Source organism: Nonomuraea sp. NPDC002799, from assembly GCF_053592075.1.
This window is the reverse complement of sequence record NZ_JBSFVA010000006.1, coordinates 271,588-288,332: the sequence shown is the minus strand read 5'-3', so window position 1 is coordinate 288,332 and position 16,745 is coordinate 271,588. Positions and strand designations below refer to the sequence as shown.

At 67.7% G+C, this 16,745-nt stretch carries 13 protein-coding genes and 1 pseudogene; 6 read left to right on the top strand and 8 right to left on the bottom strand.

Features of this window, described 5'->3' with window-relative positions:
- The first annotated feature begins 2 nt into the window (after positions 1-2).
- The 5 genes from ACWD0F_RS14805 to ACWD0F_RS14785 are packed head-to-tail and all read left to right on the top strand — an operon-like array spanning position 3 to position 6,995.
- Positions 3-3,494 (top strand): nitrate reductase subunit alpha, encoded by a 3,492-nt coding sequence (locus ACWD0F_RS14805; protein WP_449875505.1) that lies wholly within the window; start codon positions 3-5, stop codon positions 3,492-3,494.
- Positions 3,494-5,095, top strand: a complete 1,602-nt coding sequence (gene narH, locus ACWD0F_RS14800) for a nitrate reductase subunit beta (RefSeq protein WP_449875503.1) — start codon at positions 3,494-3,496, stop codon at positions 5,093-5,095. The genes ACWD0F_RS14805 and narH overlap by 1 nt, the downstream gene beginning before the upstream one ends.
- On the top strand, positions 5,092-5,649 hold the full coding sequence (gene narJ / locus ACWD0F_RS14795; protein ID WP_449875501.1) for a nitrate reductase molybdenum cofactor assembly chaperone: 558 nt from the start codon (positions 5,092-5,094) through the stop codon (positions 5,647-5,649). Before narH ends, narJ begins: the two co-directional genes overlap by 4 nt.
- Positions 5,646-6,326, top strand: coding sequence for a respiratory nitrate reductase subunit gamma (gene narI, locus ACWD0F_RS14790; RefSeq protein ID WP_449875499.1), 681 nt, complete (start codon positions 5,646-5,648; stop codon positions 6,324-6,326). Before narJ ends, narI begins: the two co-directional genes overlap by 4 nt.
- Before the next feature lie 48 nt (positions 6,327-6,374).
- Positions 6,375-6,995 carry a phosphotransferase gene (locus tag ACWD0F_RS14785; RefSeq protein WP_449875497.1) on the top strand — a complete coding sequence of 207 codons (621 nt, stop codon included), beginning with the start codon at positions 6,375-6,377 and terminating at the stop codon, positions 6,993-6,995.
- A 28-nt stretch (positions 6,996-7,023) separates the two neighbouring features.
- Here ACWD0F_RS14785 and ACWD0F_RS14780 read toward each other — a convergent pair whose 3' ends face one another.
- From ACWD0F_RS14780 to ACWD0F_RS14750, 7 genes and pseudogenes are all read right to left on the bottom strand, one after another.
- On the bottom strand, positions 7,024-7,626 hold the full coding sequence (locus ACWD0F_RS14780) for a DUF305 domain-containing protein (RefSeq protein ID WP_449875495.1): 603 nt from the start codon (positions 7,624-7,626) through the stop codon (positions 7,024-7,026).
- A 60-nt stretch (positions 7,627-7,686) separates the two neighbouring features.
- Positions 7,687-8,529 (bottom strand): DUF1996 domain-containing protein, encoded by an 843-nt coding sequence (locus ACWD0F_RS14775; RefSeq protein ID WP_449875493.1) that lies wholly within the window; start codon positions 8,527-8,529, stop codon positions 7,687-7,689.
- 17 nt (positions 8,530-8,546) lie between these two features.
- Positions 8,547-10,262: a discoidin domain-containing protein gene (locus tag ACWD0F_RS14770; protein ID WP_449875491.1), complete on the bottom strand. Its 1,716-nt coding sequence runs from the start codon at positions 10,260-10,262 to the stop codon at positions 8,547-8,549.
- 388 nt (positions 10,263-10,650) lie between these two features.
- A complete protein-coding gene (locus ACWD0F_RS14765; RefSeq protein WP_449875489.1) occupies positions 10,651-11,361 on the bottom strand; it encodes an HNH endonuclease in 711 nt (236 codons plus the stop codon).
- Positions 11,358-12,659: an AAA family ATPase gene (locus tag ACWD0F_RS14760; protein ID WP_449875487.1), complete on the bottom strand. Its 1,302-nt coding sequence runs from the start codon at positions 12,657-12,659 to the stop codon at positions 11,358-11,360. Before ACWD0F_RS14760 ends, ACWD0F_RS14765 begins: the two co-directional genes overlap by 4 nt.
- Positions 12,660-12,843: 184 nt before the next feature.
- Positions 12,844-13,068, bottom strand: a pseudogene (locus tag ACWD0F_RS14755) (RtcB family protein); the annotation flags it as partial.
- Between the two features lie 37 nt (positions 13,069-13,105).
- On the bottom strand, positions 13,106-13,300 hold the full coding sequence (locus ACWD0F_RS14750) for a hypothetical protein (RefSeq protein ID WP_449875485.1): 195 nt from the start codon (positions 13,298-13,300) through the stop codon (positions 13,106-13,108).
- Between the two features lie 137 nt (positions 13,301-13,437).
- On the opposite strand from ACWD0F_RS14750, the gene ACWD0F_RS14745 reads away from it, so the two are divergent.
- Positions 13,438-14,592 (top strand): RtcB family protein, encoded by a 1,155-nt coding sequence (locus ACWD0F_RS14745; protein ID WP_449875484.1) that lies wholly within the window; start codon positions 13,438-13,440, stop codon positions 14,590-14,592.
- 7 nt (positions 14,593-14,599) lie between these two features.
- On the opposite strand, the gene ACWD0F_RS14740 is transcribed toward ACWD0F_RS14745, so the two are convergent.
- Positions 14,600-16,687 carry an NACHT domain-containing protein gene (locus ACWD0F_RS14740; protein ID WP_449875482.1) on the bottom strand — a complete coding sequence of 696 codons (2,088 nt, stop codon included), beginning with the start codon at positions 16,685-16,687 and terminating at the stop codon, positions 14,600-14,602.
- Between the last annotated feature and the right edge of the window lie 58 nt (positions 16,688-16,745).

Below are 16,745 nucleotides of genomic sequence, written 5' to 3'. Positions count from 1 at the left end.
GTATGAGCGCCGAGGACGTCCTACTGCAGACCGGCCGCTTCCTTCGCAGGTCGGCCACCAGTCCTGACCTGCACTCCATCTTCCTGAAGGGTGGCACCGAGGGCGACGCCTTCTACCGTGACCGGTGGAGTCACGACAAGGTGGTCCGCTCCACGCATGGCGTGAACTGCACGGGTTCGTGCTCATGGAAGGTGTTCGTCAAGGACGGCATCATCACGTGGGAGGCGCAGGAGACCGACTATCCGAGCGTCGGCCCCGACCGCCCCGAGTACGAGCCGCGCGGCTGCCCGCGCGGCGCCGCCTTCTCCTGGTACACCTACTCGCCGACCCGGATCCGCTACCCGTACGTCCGGGGCCTCCTGGTCGACATGTACGCCGAAGCGAAGCAGCGGCTGGGCGACCCGGTCGCCGCCTGGGCCGAAATCACGACAAATCCGGACAAGCGGGAGAGGTACCAGAGCGCCCGTGGCCGCGGCGGCCTCGTCCGCGTCCCCTGGGACCTGGCCACCGAGATGATCGCCGCCGCCCACGTCCACACCATCAAGACCTACGGCCCCGACCGGATCGCCGGATTCTCCCCCATCCCCGCCATGTCGATGGTCTCCCAGGCCGTCGGCGCCCGGTTCGTGTCGCTGATCGGCGGCACCATGCTCTCCTTCTACGACTGGTACGCCGACCTGCCGGTGGCCTCGCCTCAGGTGTTCGGCGACCAGACGGACGTGCCGGAGTCGGCGGACTGGTGGGACGCCGCGTACCTGATGATGTGGGGCTCGAACGTCCCCGTCACCCGCACCCCGGACGCCCACTGGATGGCCGAGGCCCGCTACCGGGGCCAGAAGGTCGTCGTGATCTCCCCCGACTACAACGACGCGGCCAAGTTCGCCGACGAGTTCCTGAGCGTGCGGCCGGGCACGGACGGCGCGCTGGCCATGGCCATGGGGCACGTGCTGCTGAAGGAGTTCTTCGTCGAGCGCGACACCCCCTTCTTCACCGACTACGTCAAACGCTTCACCGACCTGCCCTTCCTCGTCCGGCTTGAGGAGCGCGAGGGCGCCTACGTGCCCGGCCGGTTCCTCACGGCCCAGGACCTGGGCTCGGATGAGGAGGCCGCCGAGTGGAAGACGGTCTTCCTCGCGGCGGGCGAGCCGGTGGTGCCGAACGGCTCGGTCGGCTTCCGGTGGAGCGAGTCCGGCAAGGGCCGCTGGAACCTGAGCCTCGACACCGACCCCGAGCTCACGCTGTACGGGGGCGAGCCGGCGGAGGTCCTGCTGCCCCGCTTCGACGGCGGCCACTCGGCCCGCCGCGGCGTCCCGGTCAGACGTGTCGCCGGTCACCTGGTCACCACGGTGTTCGACCTGCTCCTGGCCCAGTACGGGGTGCCCAGGCCCGGACTGCCCGGCGACTGGCCCGCGGACTACGACGACGCGGCGGAGCCGTACACACCGGCCTGGCAGGAGCCGATCACCGGCGTGCCCGCGCAGCGGGCCGTCAAGATCGTCAGAGAGTTCGCCAGGACGGCGGAGGCCACCCAGGGCCGCTGCATGCTCATCCTCGGCGCGGGCACCACGCAGTGGTTCCACGGCGACACGATCTACCGCGCCTTCCTCACGCTCCTCCTGCTGACCGGCTGCCAGGGCCGCAACGGCGGCGGCTGGGCCCACTACGTCGGCCAGGAGAAGTGCCGGCCCCAGACCGGCTGGGCGCTGCTGGCCGGCGCCCTCGACTGGGCCAGGCCGCCGCGGCAGACGCCCGGCACGCCGTACTGGTATCTGCACACCGACCAGTGGCGCTACGACCGTTTCGACGCCGGTGAGCTGGCCTCGCCCATCGGGCCCGGGGTCTTCCGCGGCAAGCACACCGCCGACCTCGTCACGGAGGCCGTCCGCAACGGCTGGATGCCGATGTCCCCGGCGTTCGACCGCAATCCGCTGGAGCTGGGCGAGGCGGACGACCCCATCGCCCACACCCGCGAGGAGCTCCGCTCCGGGCGGCTCAAGCACGCGGCGGAGGACCCGGACGACCCGCGCAACTGGCCCCGCGTCCTGACCCTGTGGCGCTCCAACCTGCTGGGCTCCTCGGCCAAGGGCAACGAGTATTTCCTGCATCACCTCCTGGGGGCCGCCTCCAACCTGACGGACATCGACCCCGAGGCGCCGAAGGGCAAGCTGGACCTCCTGCTCACCCTCGACTTCCGGATGACCTCATCGACGGAGTTCTCCGACATCGTGCTCCCGGCCGCCACCTGGTACGAGAAGCACGATCTGTCCTCCACGGACATGCATCCGTTCGTCCACGCCTTCAACCCGGCGATCACCTCGCCCTGGGAGACCAGGACCGACTTCGCCGCCTTCCACGCCATCGCCCGCGCCTTCAGCGCCCTGGCCAAGGACCACCTCGGCGTCCGCAAGGACGTGGTGGCGACGGCGCACCAGCACGACACCCCGGGCGAGATCGCCCCGGCCACCGGGCCCGGCCTCAAGGTGGTCGAGCGCGACTACGGCGCGGTCGCCGAGCAACTCGCCGCGCTCGGTCCGCTCACCGAGCAGCTCGGGCTCCCGGTCAAGGGCGTCACGTTCATGCCCGACGAGGAGGTCGCCTGGCTGGGCCAGCGCTGCGGCCTGGTGCCGCGCGGCATGGCCAAGGGCCGGCCCGAGCTCGACACCGAAGCCAAGGCGTGCGAGACCATCCTCGCCCTGTCGGGCGTCAGCAACGGCCGGCTGGCCGCCCAGGGCTTCCGGCAACTGGCCGAGCGCACGGGCATGAGCTTCGACGGCCTGGCGCACGAGGGGCACCGGATCGTCTTCTCCGACACCCAGGCCAGGCCGGTCCAGGTCGCCGCCAGCCCCGAGTGGTCGGGCAAGGAGTCGCACAACCGCCGCTACGCCCCGTTCACGATCAACGTCGAGAACGGCAAGCCGTGGCACACGCTCACCGGCCGCATGCACTTCTTCCTCGACCACGACTGGATGCACGAGTACGGCGAGGCGCTGCCGATCTACCGCCCGCCGCTGGACATCGCCGCGCTGTACGGCGAGAGCGGCGACACCCTGCGCTACCTGACCCCGCACAACAAGTGGTCGATCCACTCCGAGTACCAGGACAACCTGCTCATGTTGTCGCTGTCGCGCGGCGGCCCCACGATCTGGATGTCGGTCGAGGACGCCGAGCGCATCGGGGTGGCGGACAACGACTGGGTCGAGGCGGTCAACCGCAACGGCGTGGTCGTGGCCAGGGCCGTCGTCTCGCTGCGCATGCCGGTCGGCACCGTCTACATGCACCACGCCCAGGACCGCCTGATCGACGTGCCGAAGTCGGAGGCGACCGGCCGCCGTGGCGGCATCCACAACGCCCTGACCAGGGTGCTCATCAAGCCGACCCACATGATCGGCGCGCACGCCCAGCTCTCGTACGGCTTCAACTACCTCGGCCCCACCGGAAACCAGCGCGACGAGATCACCACGATCCGCCGCCGCTCGCAGGAGGTGACGTACTGATGCGGATCATGGCTCAGATCGCCATGGTGATGAATCTGGACAAGTGCATCGGCTGCCACACCTGCTCGGTGACCTGCAAGCAGACGTGGACCAACCGGCCGGGCGTCGAGTACGTCTGGTTCAACAACGTCGAGACCCGCCCCGGCCAGGGCTATCCGCGACGCTATGAGGACCAGGAGCGCTGGCGCGGCGGCTGGGTCCTGAGCAAGAACGGCCGGCTGAAGCCCCGCGCGGGCGGCCGGTTCCGCAAGCTGGCCACCATTTTCGCCAACCCGCTCATGCCCTCCATCCAGGACTACTACGAGCCCTGGACCTACGACTACGAGAACCTCACCAGGAGCCCGCTCACCGAGGACGTCCCCGTCGCGCCGCCCAGGTCCCTGATCAGCGGCGAGCGCATGAAGATCCGCTGGAGCGCCAACTGGGACGACAACCTCGGCGGCGACCCCGCGCCGGATCCCGTGCTCGCCAAGGTGGCCGGCGACGTCAAGCTGGCCTTCGAGCAGGCGTACATGTTCTACCTGCCGCGCATCTGCGAGCACTGCATCAACCCGTCGTGCGTGGCCTCCTGCCCCTCGGGCGCGATGTACAAGCGGGCCGAGGACGGCATCGTGCTGGTGGACCAGGATCGTTGCCGTGGCTGGCGCATGTGCGTGACCGGCTGCCCGTACAAGAAGGTGTATTTCAACCACAAGACCGGCAAGGCCGAGAAGTGCACGTTCTGTTATCCGCGCATCGAGGTGGGCCTGCCCACGGTCTGCTCGGAGACGTGCGTCGGCCGGCTCCGCTATCTCGGCGTGCTCCTCTACGACGCGGACCGCGTCACGGAGGCAGCCTCGGTCGCCGACGAACGCGACCTCTACGAGGCCCAGCTGGACCTCTTCATCGATCCGGACGATCCGGTGGTCGAGACGGCCGGGCTGCCGGGCGACTGGGTCGAGGCGGCCCGCAGATCACCCATCTACGCCCTGATCAAGAAATATCGCATAGCCCTCCCCCTGCACCCGGAGTACCGCACGCTGCCGATGGTCTGGTACGTCCCGCCGCTCTCCCCCGTCGTGGACGCCCTGTCCGCCACCGGGAACGACGGCGAGGACGCGGGCAACCTGTTCGCCGCCATCGAGTCGTTGCGCATCCCCATCGAGTACCTGGCCGAGCTGTTCACCGCGGGCGATCCGGCGCCCGTGTCGGCCGCGCTGCGCCGCCTGGCCGCGATGCGCTCGTACATGCGCGCCGTCAACCTGGGCGAGGAGCCGGTCCTGGCCGACGTGGGCCTGTCGGAAGAGGACGTCAGCGCCCTCTACCGCCTGCTGGCCCTGGCCAAGTACGACGAGCGCTACGTGATCCCCACCGCCTACGGCAACGTCCCCGGCGCGGTGGAGGAGGGCGGCTGCAGCCTGGACTACGACGGAGGACCGGGCATGCAGGGCCCGTTCGGCGAGGCGTCCGGCAAGCCGGTCCCGGTCTCGATCGAGAACTTCCACAGCCTCAAACAGCGCCAGACCGGCGACGAGGTCAGCCACGACCGGGTGAACCTCCTCAACTGGGACGGCCGCGGCGCCCCCGCAGGACTGTTCCCGCCCAGAAGAGGAAAATCATGAAGAACAAGGCCGTCATCTGGCAAGCCGCCGCCCACCTGCTCGCCTACCCCGACGAACGGTTCTGGCGCCGCCTGCCGCTCATCGAGGAGGCCGCCGAGCCGCACTTCGGGACGTTCCTGCGCCTCGTCGCCGGCCTGGGCCAGGGAGAGCTGGCCGCGCACTACGTGGACACCTTCGACCTGCACCGCCGCTGCTGCCTCTACGTGACCTACTACACCGACGGCGACACCCGCCGGCGTGGCCAGTCGCTGGCCGCGCTGAAGCAGCGCTACCGGACGGCCGGCTGGGAGCTGATGGACGACGAACTGCCCGACTTCCTGCCGGTGATGCTGGAGTTCGCCGCGCTGGACCCGTCCGGCGCGGCCCTGCTCCAGGAGCACGGGATCGCCCTGGAGTTGCTGCGCGGCGCCCTGTCCGAGCGCGACTCCCCCTACGCCCACGTGATCGACACGGTCTGCGCGGCCCTGCCGCCCATCTCGGCCGCCGACCGGGCGGCCGCGCTGCGGCTGGCCGCCGGCGGGCCGCCCGCCGAGTCCGTCGGGGGCTACCTGTGAGCTGGGGCGAGAGCATGCTCTGGACGGTCGTCCCCTACGTCGTCCTGGTGATCTTCTTCGGCGGCCTGATCTGGCGCTACAAGTACGACCAGTTCGGCTGGACCACCCGCTCCTCCCAGCTCTACGAGAGCCCGCTGCTGCGCGTGGCCAGCCCGCTGTTCCACTACGCCCTGATCTTCGTGATCGTCGGCCACGTGACCGGCCTGATCATCCCCATCGGCTGGACCGACGCCGTCGGCGTCTCCAACAAGACCTACCACGTGAACGCGCTCCTCTGGGGCGGGCTCGCGGGCATCGCCACCCTGGTGGCGCTGGCCCTGCTGATCTACCGCCGCCGCACCAACGGCCCCGTGTTCATGGCGACCACGGTCAACGACAAGGTGATGTACGCGGTGCTGGCCGCCTCGATCGTCGCGGGCGTGGCGACGACGATCGGCGGGATCGTGCCCACCGAGGTGAGCTACCGGACCACGGTCGCCCCCTGGTTCCGGGACGTCTTCATCTTCCATCCGGACGTCGAGGCGATGGCCCGCGCGAGCATCCTTTACAAGGTGCATACGCTGATCGGGATGGTGCTGATCGTCCTGTTCCCGTTCAGCCGCCTCGTGCACGCGCTATCCGCCCCTGTGGGGTATTTGTTCCGTCCTTACATCGTGTATCGGAGCCGTTCCCGATAGCGCGCCGAGGGACCCGGCAGGGGTCCGGGTACGCCAGAATCGACCCTTGTGAAGCACGGGTACACCAACAGCACGTTCGGCGACGGCGCCCTGGTAGTGAAATGTTACGAGGGTCCGGAGGCGGCGTTCCGGCTGCGCACGGAGAGCCGCTACCTGCGCCGGTTGCGTGGCCGCCTGCCGGTGCCCCGCGTCCATCAGGTCACCTCGACCAGCCTGACCACCCGCTTCGTGGCCGGCGCGCACGGCCAGGAGCTGCTCGACGAGGGCCGCGCCGTGGAGGTGCTCACCGAGTGCGGCCGGGTCCTGTCCGGCATCCACCGGCTCGGCATCGTGCACGGCGACTACGGCCCGCAGAACATGTTGTTCGACCCGGCCACGTTCGAGGCCACCGCGATCCTCGACTGGGAGTGGGCCCACCCCGGCCGTCCCGTCGAGGACCTGGCCTGGTGCGAGTGGATCATCCGCAGCCATCATCCCGAGCACGTGCCCCTGCTGCCGCACTTCTTCGCCGCCTACGACGGTCCCGTCCCCGGGTGGGCCGAGCGCCAGGCCGCGATGGTGGCCCGTTGCCGCGACCTGATCGGCTTCTGCGCCCGCTGGGAGCCGGGCGGAGGCGGCGAGCGGCTCTGGCACGAACGCCTCGACGCCACCGCCGCCTGGACGGAGTAGGCACCGCCACCCTCTCCAGGCGGACAATCTACCGAGCCGCGATCCCGATCCCGTCGAGCTCGGTCAGGTCGGCGGCGTGCGCCCGCTCCATCGCCGCCGCCAGCTCCCGCGCCTGTGGCGCGGCGCCGGCGCTCTGCTCTCCTCGGGCGACCAGCACGAGCTGATCCAGGTACGCGCGCAGCAGCGCGGCGAACCGCCCGTCGAAGGTCTCGTCCCGCAGCCCGCGCAATTTCCGCAGATCGTCGGCGGTGGGCATGCCCGGCATGTCGTGCGCCGCGTGCGGATTCTCACCGGTGACGCGGGCCGTGGCGAGCAGGGCGCGGAGCCGGCCGCGTTCGGTGTCGTGCTCCTTGCCCAGCCGGGCGGCCAGGTCGGCGAGCGGCCCGCTGGCCGAGCGGCCGGGCGCGAGCTCCAGCAGCGGCAGCGCGCGGGTGTGCAGCGCCTCCGCCAGTTGCAGCCAGGCCACGTCGGTGGCGTTGAACCCCGTTCCGGTCCCGGTGGCCGGTTCGGTCGGCCGTCCGGCCTCGGCAGCCGGCTCGGGCCGTCCGGCCTCGGCGGCCGGTTCGGGCCGCTCCGGCGAGCATCCGGCGAGCAGCACGGTCACCAGCACCAACACGAAGATCCGCAACACCGGCAGGCTCCCGCTGCTCAGGCCCCGGCGGGCGGCGCGGACCGCCCGCCGGGACGACGTTTACGACGGACGCCCGTCGGCGCCGCACTTGATGATCGGCCGGATGCAGTCGCGCACCCGCCGGTCCATCTCCGCCGCCGGCCAGGCGTTGAAGAAGTCGCCGTGCATGGTGAACCCGCCTCCCGACGCCAGCCGGAAGTGCGACGGGTCACCGCTCACCGGATACCGGATGACCTGCCGCAACTTCGGCACCGCCACGGGATGCGAGCTCGGGCACGCCCCGGCCACCGGGTAGGTCATGTGGCTCTTGTGGTCGGCGGAGTCCAGGTCCCGCCCGTTCCAGCACTGCGGGAAGTCCAGGTAGGACTCCAGCATCGTCCCCGACGGGCAGTTCACGAAGTCCTTGGAGGCGCCCACGTGGCCGGCGTGCAGGCACGACCACCGGGAGATCGTCGTGCTGTCGGGCGCGGTCGCCTTGGCGTTGCCCGCCACGATCCGCAGGCCCAGCGGCAACGACCGGGTCGTGGCGATGATGTCGTCCCGCACGCCCTCGCCGAGGTAGTAGAACGTGACGATGGCCGGCTCCACCGGCGTGCCGTCCCGGTAGAGGGTCGGCACCCAGTACGCCGACTTGTCGACGGCCGGGTTGCAGTTGGTGGCGCCGCTCTGCAGGGCGCCGAGGTTGGTGTAGGCGTTCGTGACGCGGCTGCCGAAGAAGCTGTGCATGTGCGAGGCGCCGGGCAGCCCGGGGAAGATGATCGGGTCGTCGGGCAGCCGGTGGCTGAACGGGCAGTCGGCGAGGAACTCCGCCACCCGGACGATCCGGGCCTGCGCCGTGCTCGGGGCGACGGCGAACATGCCGAGCAGCACGGACAGCAGGGCGAGCAGTCGTGAGGCGAACATGGCGGCTCCCTTGGCGATCATTGGTAGACCCGTACGTAGTCGACGAGCATCCGGCTCGGGAACGGCGTGGCCGCGTTGGGCGGTCCGGGCCAGTCGCCGCCGACCGCGAGGTTGAGGATGAGGTAGAACGGGTGGTCGAAGATCCAGGGGCCGCGTGTCTGCTCCACCTGCTCCTTGCTGAGCGTGACCACCGTGCGCCCGTCGAGTGAGTAGACGATGCCCTTGCTGTCCCAGCTCGCGGCCCAGACGTGGAAGTCGTCGGAGAAGTCGGCCCCGTTCGGCAGCGTGTACGGCGCCCCGATGCCGCCCCCGCCGTTGTACGCGGGCGCGTGCACGGTCGAGTAGGACGTCTTCACGTCCTTGCCGAGCACCTCCATGATGTCGACCTCGCCGTTGTACGGCCACGGCCGCCCGGTCAGGAAGTCGGCCCCCATCATCCAGAACGCCGGCCAGAACCCGTTGCCCTTGGGCACCTTGATCCGGGCCTCGACCCGGCCGTAGGTGAAGTGGAACTTGGTGCCGGTGTTCATCCTGGCCGAGGTGTACTGGCAGGTGCCGCTGCCGGTCAGCGGGTCCACCGGGCAGGCGGAGCCCGGCGTGGCCTGCTTGCGGGCCTCCATGACCAGGCTGCCCTGGCCGTCCATGGCGGCGTTGTCGTGGTTGGTGTAGTACTCCAGCTCGTTGTTCGGCCCGGTGCCCGGGTCGGCCCGCCACTTGGCGGCGTCGGGCCTGGTCCCGGCCGTGCCGTTGAACTCGTCGCTCCACACCAGGGCCGGCGGGCTGGCCGGGTCCTTCGGCGGGGCGGGCGGGTCGGCCGGGTTGCCGCCGGTGCCGTACACCTGGAACTCCCACAGGCTGTAGCCGTAGGCGGTGGCGCGCTGGGTGCCGTACATCCGGACGTACCGGCCGGTGCCGGTGACGTTGAGCGTCTGTTTGAACCCGGCGCCGGCGGTGGTGCTGTAGATCGTCGTCCAGGTGCCCGCGTCGGGCGACACCTGGAGCTGGTACGACCTGGCGTACGCCGGGTCCCACTGCAGCACGACCTTGCTGATCTGCGCGGTCGCGCCAAGGTCCACGTAGATCCAGCCGGGGTCGACCCAGCCGCTCGTGGAGCTGGTCGCCCACCGGCTGGCCGGGTCGAGGTCGAACGCCCTGGCCGGGGTGCACTCCCAGCAGTTGCCGTCACTCTGGGAGGTGGAGGCGACACCGGGCCTGTTGTACGACAGCAGCCGCTCACCGCCGCCGCCGCCGGACCCGTACACCTTGAACTCCCAGAGGCTGTAGCCGTACTGGGTGGCGCGCTGGGTGCCGTGGACGCGGACGTACCGGCCGCTGCCCGACACGCCCAGCGTCTGGTTGCCGCCGGTGCCGGTGGTCGTGGAGTGCACGGTGGTCCAGGCGGTGCCGTTCGCGGAGACCTGCACCTGGAAGGCCGTGGCGTACGCGGCCTCCCAGCTCAGGTCCACCTGGCTGATCTGCGCGGCGGCGCCCAGGTCCACCTGGATCCACTGCGGATCGGCGAACCCGCTGGACCAGCGGGTGCCCGCGTCGCCGTCGACGGCCACCGAGGCGGGGAAGGCGACGTTCTCCGAGGAGGAGGCGGTCACGGGTCTGCCCTGGGACAGCAGGGGGTCGGCCGCGGCGGCGGGCGGGGCGGTCATGAGGGACAGGGTGAGCATGAGGACGACGAGTGTCCCCAGGCGCCGGAGTGCTGGGGTGGGGGGTGAACTCACGACGTCTCCTGTTCAAGGGAGCGCTCTCTCACTGAGCAGACTGCGCGCGGCACCCACTCCTGTCAAGGCCCTGGTTAACTCCCCCGAAACCTCCCCGACTTCCGGCAGAGCGCTCCTGAGTGCCGAGAACAGCCGCCGTACCAGCCACAGCCAGCGCCAACTCCGCCAACCCACCAGAAGGCGCTCCCCCGCCACTCCCCTACGAAGAAACAACCGGCTTTGACAACCTTTCGTCGCCCCATCGAGGGAGCGCTCTCTCAGGCAGCCGTCGTCGTCGCCTTGCAGTCGTGCCGGCGGTCGCGCTCATCGCCTCGGCATACCTGCTGCCGTTGCGGTATCAGGTGCGCTTCGGCCAGGTGACCGATCAAGCGCCTCTGCCTGACACGGATCACGGTCGCGATGCGTGGAGAGCCTCCAGAACCTCCGGACCGCCCAAGACGATGTCAGCGCCAGGGGTGGCCATGGTCCGATACATCGCGTGCAGCACATCAGCGAAAGGCTGCTCGTGGAGGGCGTTCAGCATCTTGACCGCGTCCCGCCTCCTACCAGCGCCCTGGAGACGGAGATAGTCCCTGAGCATCGCCTGGCACCGCGGGAAGGCAAGCTCCCTGCCTCTGCGCAGATCCGCACGGTTGAGCTGAAAGACGTCGATCGTCGCCCGCCCTTTGGGCGTATTCCAGCGATACGTGCCAGTGGACAGAATCAACCTGAGGTGCTCAAAAGGGTCGTCCACGGTCGGATCAATGAGTAAAGGCGTCCCGGCCCGGTCGACCGGATAAAGCTCCCGCTTGGCATTGCTGTTACAGGATGAGCACGCCAGCAAATGGTTCATCCAGTCGAACGTACGGAACGGCGATAGCATGATTGGCTCGAAGTGGTCAATATCGGTCCCTCGGCTGTCGCCACAGTACATACACCGCTCTACGGCTCTCGACATCCGACGTAGCGCCGCTCGAAGCTGCTCTTTTTCCGAAGAAGCACCCCGCCAGGACTGACGGGCAGCATGTGAACAGGCGCCCGCGATCTTGAGTTGTTCCGTTCGGGCGAACAGCTTCAGCGTCAACTCGGCGTCCAGGCTCGTCCGCCGGATATGGATCAACCCTGTCTCCCCAGACGTGCCGACACCTCGTCCACACGAGCCGAAAGTGAGCTCTCCAGCATTTTGCTGAGCTTTCTGTAGTCCTCGATCTCCGCTTCCGAAGCAGACCCGCCCAGGACCTTGTCTTCGAGATCTCCGAGATGCCGCCGAACATCTTCTGCCCGCGTTGAATATGGACTGTCGACACCGAAGAGCTCCGTCAGGATCGCATCGTCGCCGGACCCGAACACGACCCGCTCATAGAGATCATGATCGACCACGTGTGCCGGCTTCGGCTCGTTCGGGCCGGGAAGTGCGATCAGGCCGTTCGGATCGGCCGTCTGACACACGTACGGGCTGTGCGTGGTCACGATGAACTGCACGAGCGGAAAGTGACTCGTCAGCCACTCGCCGATCCTCTTCTGCCAGCCGACATGGAGATGGTTCTCAATCTCATCGATCAGGATCACACCTGGATACGAAAGCGTCGGCGTCTCTCCCCGATAGGTGACCCGCAGACTGCCGTATGCCAGATGCATCTGCCGGATGACGTCGACAACGACAGCCGTGACCGTTCGGTACCCCTCGCTCATCTGCCGGAGCGGGGTCTCCGCACCATCGTCCCGCTGCAGCCACAACCCATCAGAGTCGACACGAACGACCGTATGGCCGTCAGGAAGCATGCCATCGGTCAGCAGTGACAGGACGACATCCAGAAGTTCGGCCGCACCGGCGCGCCCCTCCAGCCGATATAGATGCTGCTCGATCAGCCAACCGACTCCCTCCACGAGGCTGACGTCCTCGTCGAAGAGGGTGCGCAAGCCGGCGTACATAGCCGAACGTGACGATTCTCCGTGGCCGAACGCGGCGGACGAGAGTCTGCGGAACGGCCCGTAGCCCGCAAAGAACCATCCTTCACCCGGACCGAAGCGGAGAGCCTTCACCCCCTGCCTTCTCCCGGGCGAGCCGGCGGAGCGTTGCGGGACATAAGGCTCGCCGTCGTCATCCCATCGCACTTCAAAGACCTGCGCCCCGAAATTCAATCCACCGTCGAACTCAGAATCCTGGACGACCGTGACACCAATACGCGCCTGCTCGCCTTTCCGTCTACCACTCCATACGTCCCAGCCCCGTATGAAGTAAGGCCCGATGATCCCCAGCGCGACCGCCTGAAGAATCGTTGTCTTTCCAGACCCGTTCCGACCGGCCAAAACCGTCCATCCCGCATACGATCCATCTGGCCTGTCGAAGTCGAGCGCCACCGCTCGCGGTCCGGAAAAACCACGAATCCCTTGGACGACAAGTTTTGATATATACATGTTGATCCCTCTTCCCGGACCTGCACGTCATCCACGCACTCTACGGGAATCGAGCCGATGAGCTGCTAAGAGCTACATCTTGGCTTGGATCCATCTTTGCGTCCACAGGAACCAAAAAGGGAGCGCCGGATGACCGCGCGGAGATCGGCTCTACGACGTCGAAGCCCATCGCTACACCGCCCCGCTGCCAGAGGTGCGCGACCACCTGCACCAGATCCGGTCTGAGCGGCCATGACCGACTCCAGGTCCTTGTAAGCCTCCGGAATCTCATCCACCGCCCCGGAATCCTTACGACACTCCACCCCCCGGGTCTGCTCTCCAAATCCATGGCGGTGAACGTCTTCTTCGCCCTGGTCCGGCTCACCTTCCGGCCGGCCCCGTGCGGGGCCGAGTTGGAGGCCAGGCTGTTAGTGGCAGTGAGGGCCGCAGCTCACAGCCGCGAGCAACTACACCTCTGTGAGGATGTAGAGCAGAGCGTTCATGCTGGTGCCGCCCACGATGTCGCGCTTGTCGATCAGGCGGCGGATGTCCGCAATGGGGACCCACTCGATGCGCTCAGCCTCCCATGCTTCGGTGGGCGGCCCGATGTGCTGGGCGCTGTCAGCGCGGACTGCTCCCTGGGTGGACGCCCGGACCGGCACCTACGCTACAAGGGCATGCCCGCCCGCATTCGAACGACGAACCCACACGATCGGCATAACCCACATTCGATAAAATGAGTGGGAATCCCTCCATGGTCACGCCAAACTGATCATGACCCAGTGAGGAGATTTCTTTCATGCCGAACCAGCCCGCACCGAACCTGCTGTCGTGGGCCAGCGAGATCGACGAAGGCGCGATCCTGCAGGCCGCACGCACCGCCCGCCTGCCGTTCGTGTCCGGTCACGTCGCTCTCATGCCCGACGCACACATCGGCATCGGTGCGACGGTCGGCTCGGTGATCCCCACCGAGAACGCCATCATTCCCGCCGCTGTCGGTGTGGACATCGGCTGCGGCATGGTGGCCACCGAGACGACGCTCACGGCCGCGGACCTGCCCGACACCCTCGCGGCCCTGATGCCGATGGTGGAGCGGCGCATCCCCGCCGGCGTCGGCAAGGGCCACGACGACGCGTCGATCGACCGTGCCCTCGACGACCTCGGCCTGCCCTACACCGACCTCAACCCGAAGCAGACCAAGAAGGTGGCCGATCAGTTCGGCACCCTCGGCTCCGGCAACCACTTCGTCGAGGTCTGCCTCGACGAACGTGACCGCGTCTGGACGGTCCTGCACTCGGGTTCCCGCGGCATCGGCAACCAGCTCGCCCAGATGCACATCACGGGCGCCAAGAAGCTGATGAAGAAGCAGGAGATGGGCCTGGAGGATCCGAACCTCGCGTACTTCGTGCAGAGCACGCCGGAGTTCACCGCGTACATCGAGGACATGTTGTGGGCCCAGCACTACGCCATGGCCTCGCGCGCCCGCATGGACCAGGTCCTGATCAACGCCTTGTTCCGGGTCGTCGGCACGGGCCGGCGGGTCCGCACGATCAACTGCCACCACAACTTCACCCAGCAGGAGACCCACTACGGCAAGTCCCTCTGGATCACCCGCAAGGGCGCCATCAAGGCCGACACGGGCGACGAAGGCGTGATCCCGGGCTCGATGGGCACCCGCTCGTACATCGTGCGCGGTCGCGGAAACCCTGAGTCGTACAATTCCTGCGCCCACGGTGCGGGCCGCCGCATGTCCCGTACGAAGGCGAAGCGGGAGCTTTCGGCTACGTCCTTGAGCGAGGCCATGAGGGGCCGGACCTGGAACAGTGATCGCGCGGCCGCCTTGGTGGACGAGCACCCTGCGGCGTACAAGCCGATCGATCAGGTGATGGCCGACCAGAAGGACCTGGTCGAGGTGCAGCACACGCTGCGCCAGATCTTCAACTACAAGGGCTGACTCCGCGCTATGTGACGTCGGCCTGCAGCTCGGCGTTGGCTTCGGGGTCGGCCAGGAAATCAAGCAGCTCGCGATGGACGAAGATATAGCCGTGTCCGACCTTGCGGAGTATCAGGCATTCCGTCATGAAGTCAAGAAATGGCATGCACGGCCATGGGACACAACGTGATCTCTCCAGTTCATAGCGGAGTATCACCTGTTCCAGAAGCGGCGCGCCGCCTATCGAGGCGAATATCAAGAGGAAGGCGGCCAGGCCGGTGAGAACGCCATAACTGTGGGGAGGCAACGACTCCGCCGGGGCCGCCCTGGCGACGTACGAGGCGACGAAGCCGGTGATCATGCTCCAGGCGAAGCCGACACGTAAGGCGAGCCGGACGCGGGGGCGCAGTGCCGGGCTCGGCACTTCTCGCGTCCGGAAGATCAGGCGGCCGGAGGTGGTCAGCTCATCCACGAAGCCGTCTATCAGCCCGGACACCAGAAGGTAGGAGACGAATAGCACGATCGCGTAAACGGGTCCGGTGAGGGCGAACTCCTGCAGGCTCAGGACCACGGCGACGACCACGGTGATCACCAGCGCGACGGCTTTGTCCCCGAGTCCGCGGTCGAAGAACCCCACAATGGACATGAGAAAAGATTTCATCACCGAGTTGGCGGTTATGTCGCCACGCCGCGGCGGCTGCCGGGGCGGCCAGATCTGCCTCGCGTTCTCTCGACTCTGCCAGGATATGAGTGAGATATTCTCGTAATCCTGGCTGAGTAGCTGCGTGGTAAGCCCGGTGCCGACGATGATTGTCGCGAAAACGGCGATCGGATAACCGACCATCAGCCAGGCCACCACGAACATGAGCGCGCAGGACGGCACGGTCGCCAGCAGCATAATGTAATGGGAGTTGCTCAGATGATAGCCGCCCGGGAGCCATTCGGCGCCTAACAGATCGATCGTGAAAACGGTCTGACGGTCGGTGCGGAGCCGGCTGGCAAGAAGCTGGAGGTAGCGGTGAGACGCCTCCGCCGAATACTTCGAGTTCTTACGCCAGCGCAGCATTGTCCTGACGTACTGCGCGTACAGGCGACGGCGCGGGCCCGCCCGCTGGGTCGACGGGAGCCGCTCCGGACCCTCCCGATAGGCGAGTGCCATGATGCTGAGCAACAAGGGCGACGAGGCCAGTTGCCATAACTCGGGGTCTGCTGCGAGTGCCGCCCGCAACCCGTCCAGTCCGGATCCCGCGTCGACGAGGAAGTGTTGGGTCTGCTCCGCCGTCAGCGGCTGGATCATGACGATGCCGTAAGCCTTGACCTGTTCCCGGAGCAGCGCGTATTCGGCCTCGCGACAACAGACGGCACTGCTGGTCGGGTTGGCACTCAGATATCCGTTCAACTGAGTGACGCACTCCGAGCGGTACTCCGCCGCGACCTCGTCAAGGCCGTCGAAGAGCACGAGAATCTTGTGCGTGCGCAGCCATTCACCGGAGACCCGCCGGGGCATGCCGTAGCTCTCCACGAGTTCGTCGACGATCCACTCGGCGATCGTCCGCCGGTTACGGGCCCATGACGCGAGAGGCAGGACGACCGGGACAGGCCTGTTCTCGTCCTCCGCCAGCACCAGAAGGCTTTTGGCGAGCTCCAGCAGCATGGTCGTCTTGCCCGCTCCGGGCGCACCCAGGATGACGATCCGCTGATCCATCCGGGCGAACACCTCGGCCATTCCCGTACCTGGTGGCAGCCGCTCCTGGGCGCCGTTCGCCCAGGTGACCGCAATGTCCCAGGGCCGGTCGGCCGACTCGTGGACCACCAGATCAAGTTGAATCCGCGCCTCGTTGTACAGCGACTTCTCCAGAACACCAGTCACCCAGAACCGCCGTACCCGGCGTATGAGCTCACTACGGGCCTGCGCCGAAGGGAATTCGGCCGGCCTCTCATCCTTCTGGGAGACCTCCAGTACCGCCGCACCAATGAGGATGACGAGCATCAACGGCCACGCCACCCATAAGTGGCCCTGCCACGACGACGGCAGAACTCCGGTCGCCACATTCGTCGCGACGCCGAGCAAGGCGATGAAGACAACGGACAGCACCACCTGGGCGCGACGGAGCATAGGACTATTTCTACCGCTTTACGTGCCACAGGGATATCACTCTGCGCAGCTTAGGCGG

Coding starts and splice junctions, on each gene's coding strand:
- ACWD0F_RS14805 (WP_449875505.1), top strand. CDS start 3: ATGAGCGCCGAGGACGTCCTACTGCAGACCGGCCGCTTCCTTCGCAGG.
- narH (WP_449875503.1), top strand. CDS start 3,494: ATGCGGATCATGGCTCAGATCGCCATGGTGATGAATCTGGACAAGTGC.
- narJ (WP_449875501.1), top strand. CDS start 5,092: ATGAAGAACAAGGCCGTCATCTGGCAAGCCGCCGCCCACCTGCTCGCC.
- ACWD0F_RS14775 (WP_449875493.1), bottom strand. CDS start 8,529: ATGTTCGCCTCACGACTGCTCGCCCTGCTGTCCGTGCTGCTCGGCATG.
- ACWD0F_RS14760 (WP_449875487.1), bottom strand. CDS start 12,659: ATGTATATATCAAAACTTGTCGTCCAAGGGATTCGTGGTTTTTCCGGA.
- ACWD0F_RS14745 (WP_449875484.1), top strand. CDS start 13,438: ATGCCGAACCAGCCCGCACCGAACCTGCTGTCGTGGGCCAGCGAGATC.
- ACWD0F_RS14740 (WP_449875482.1), bottom strand. CDS start 16,687: ATGCTCCGTCGCGCCCAGGTGGTGCTGTCCGTTGTCTTCATCGCCTTG.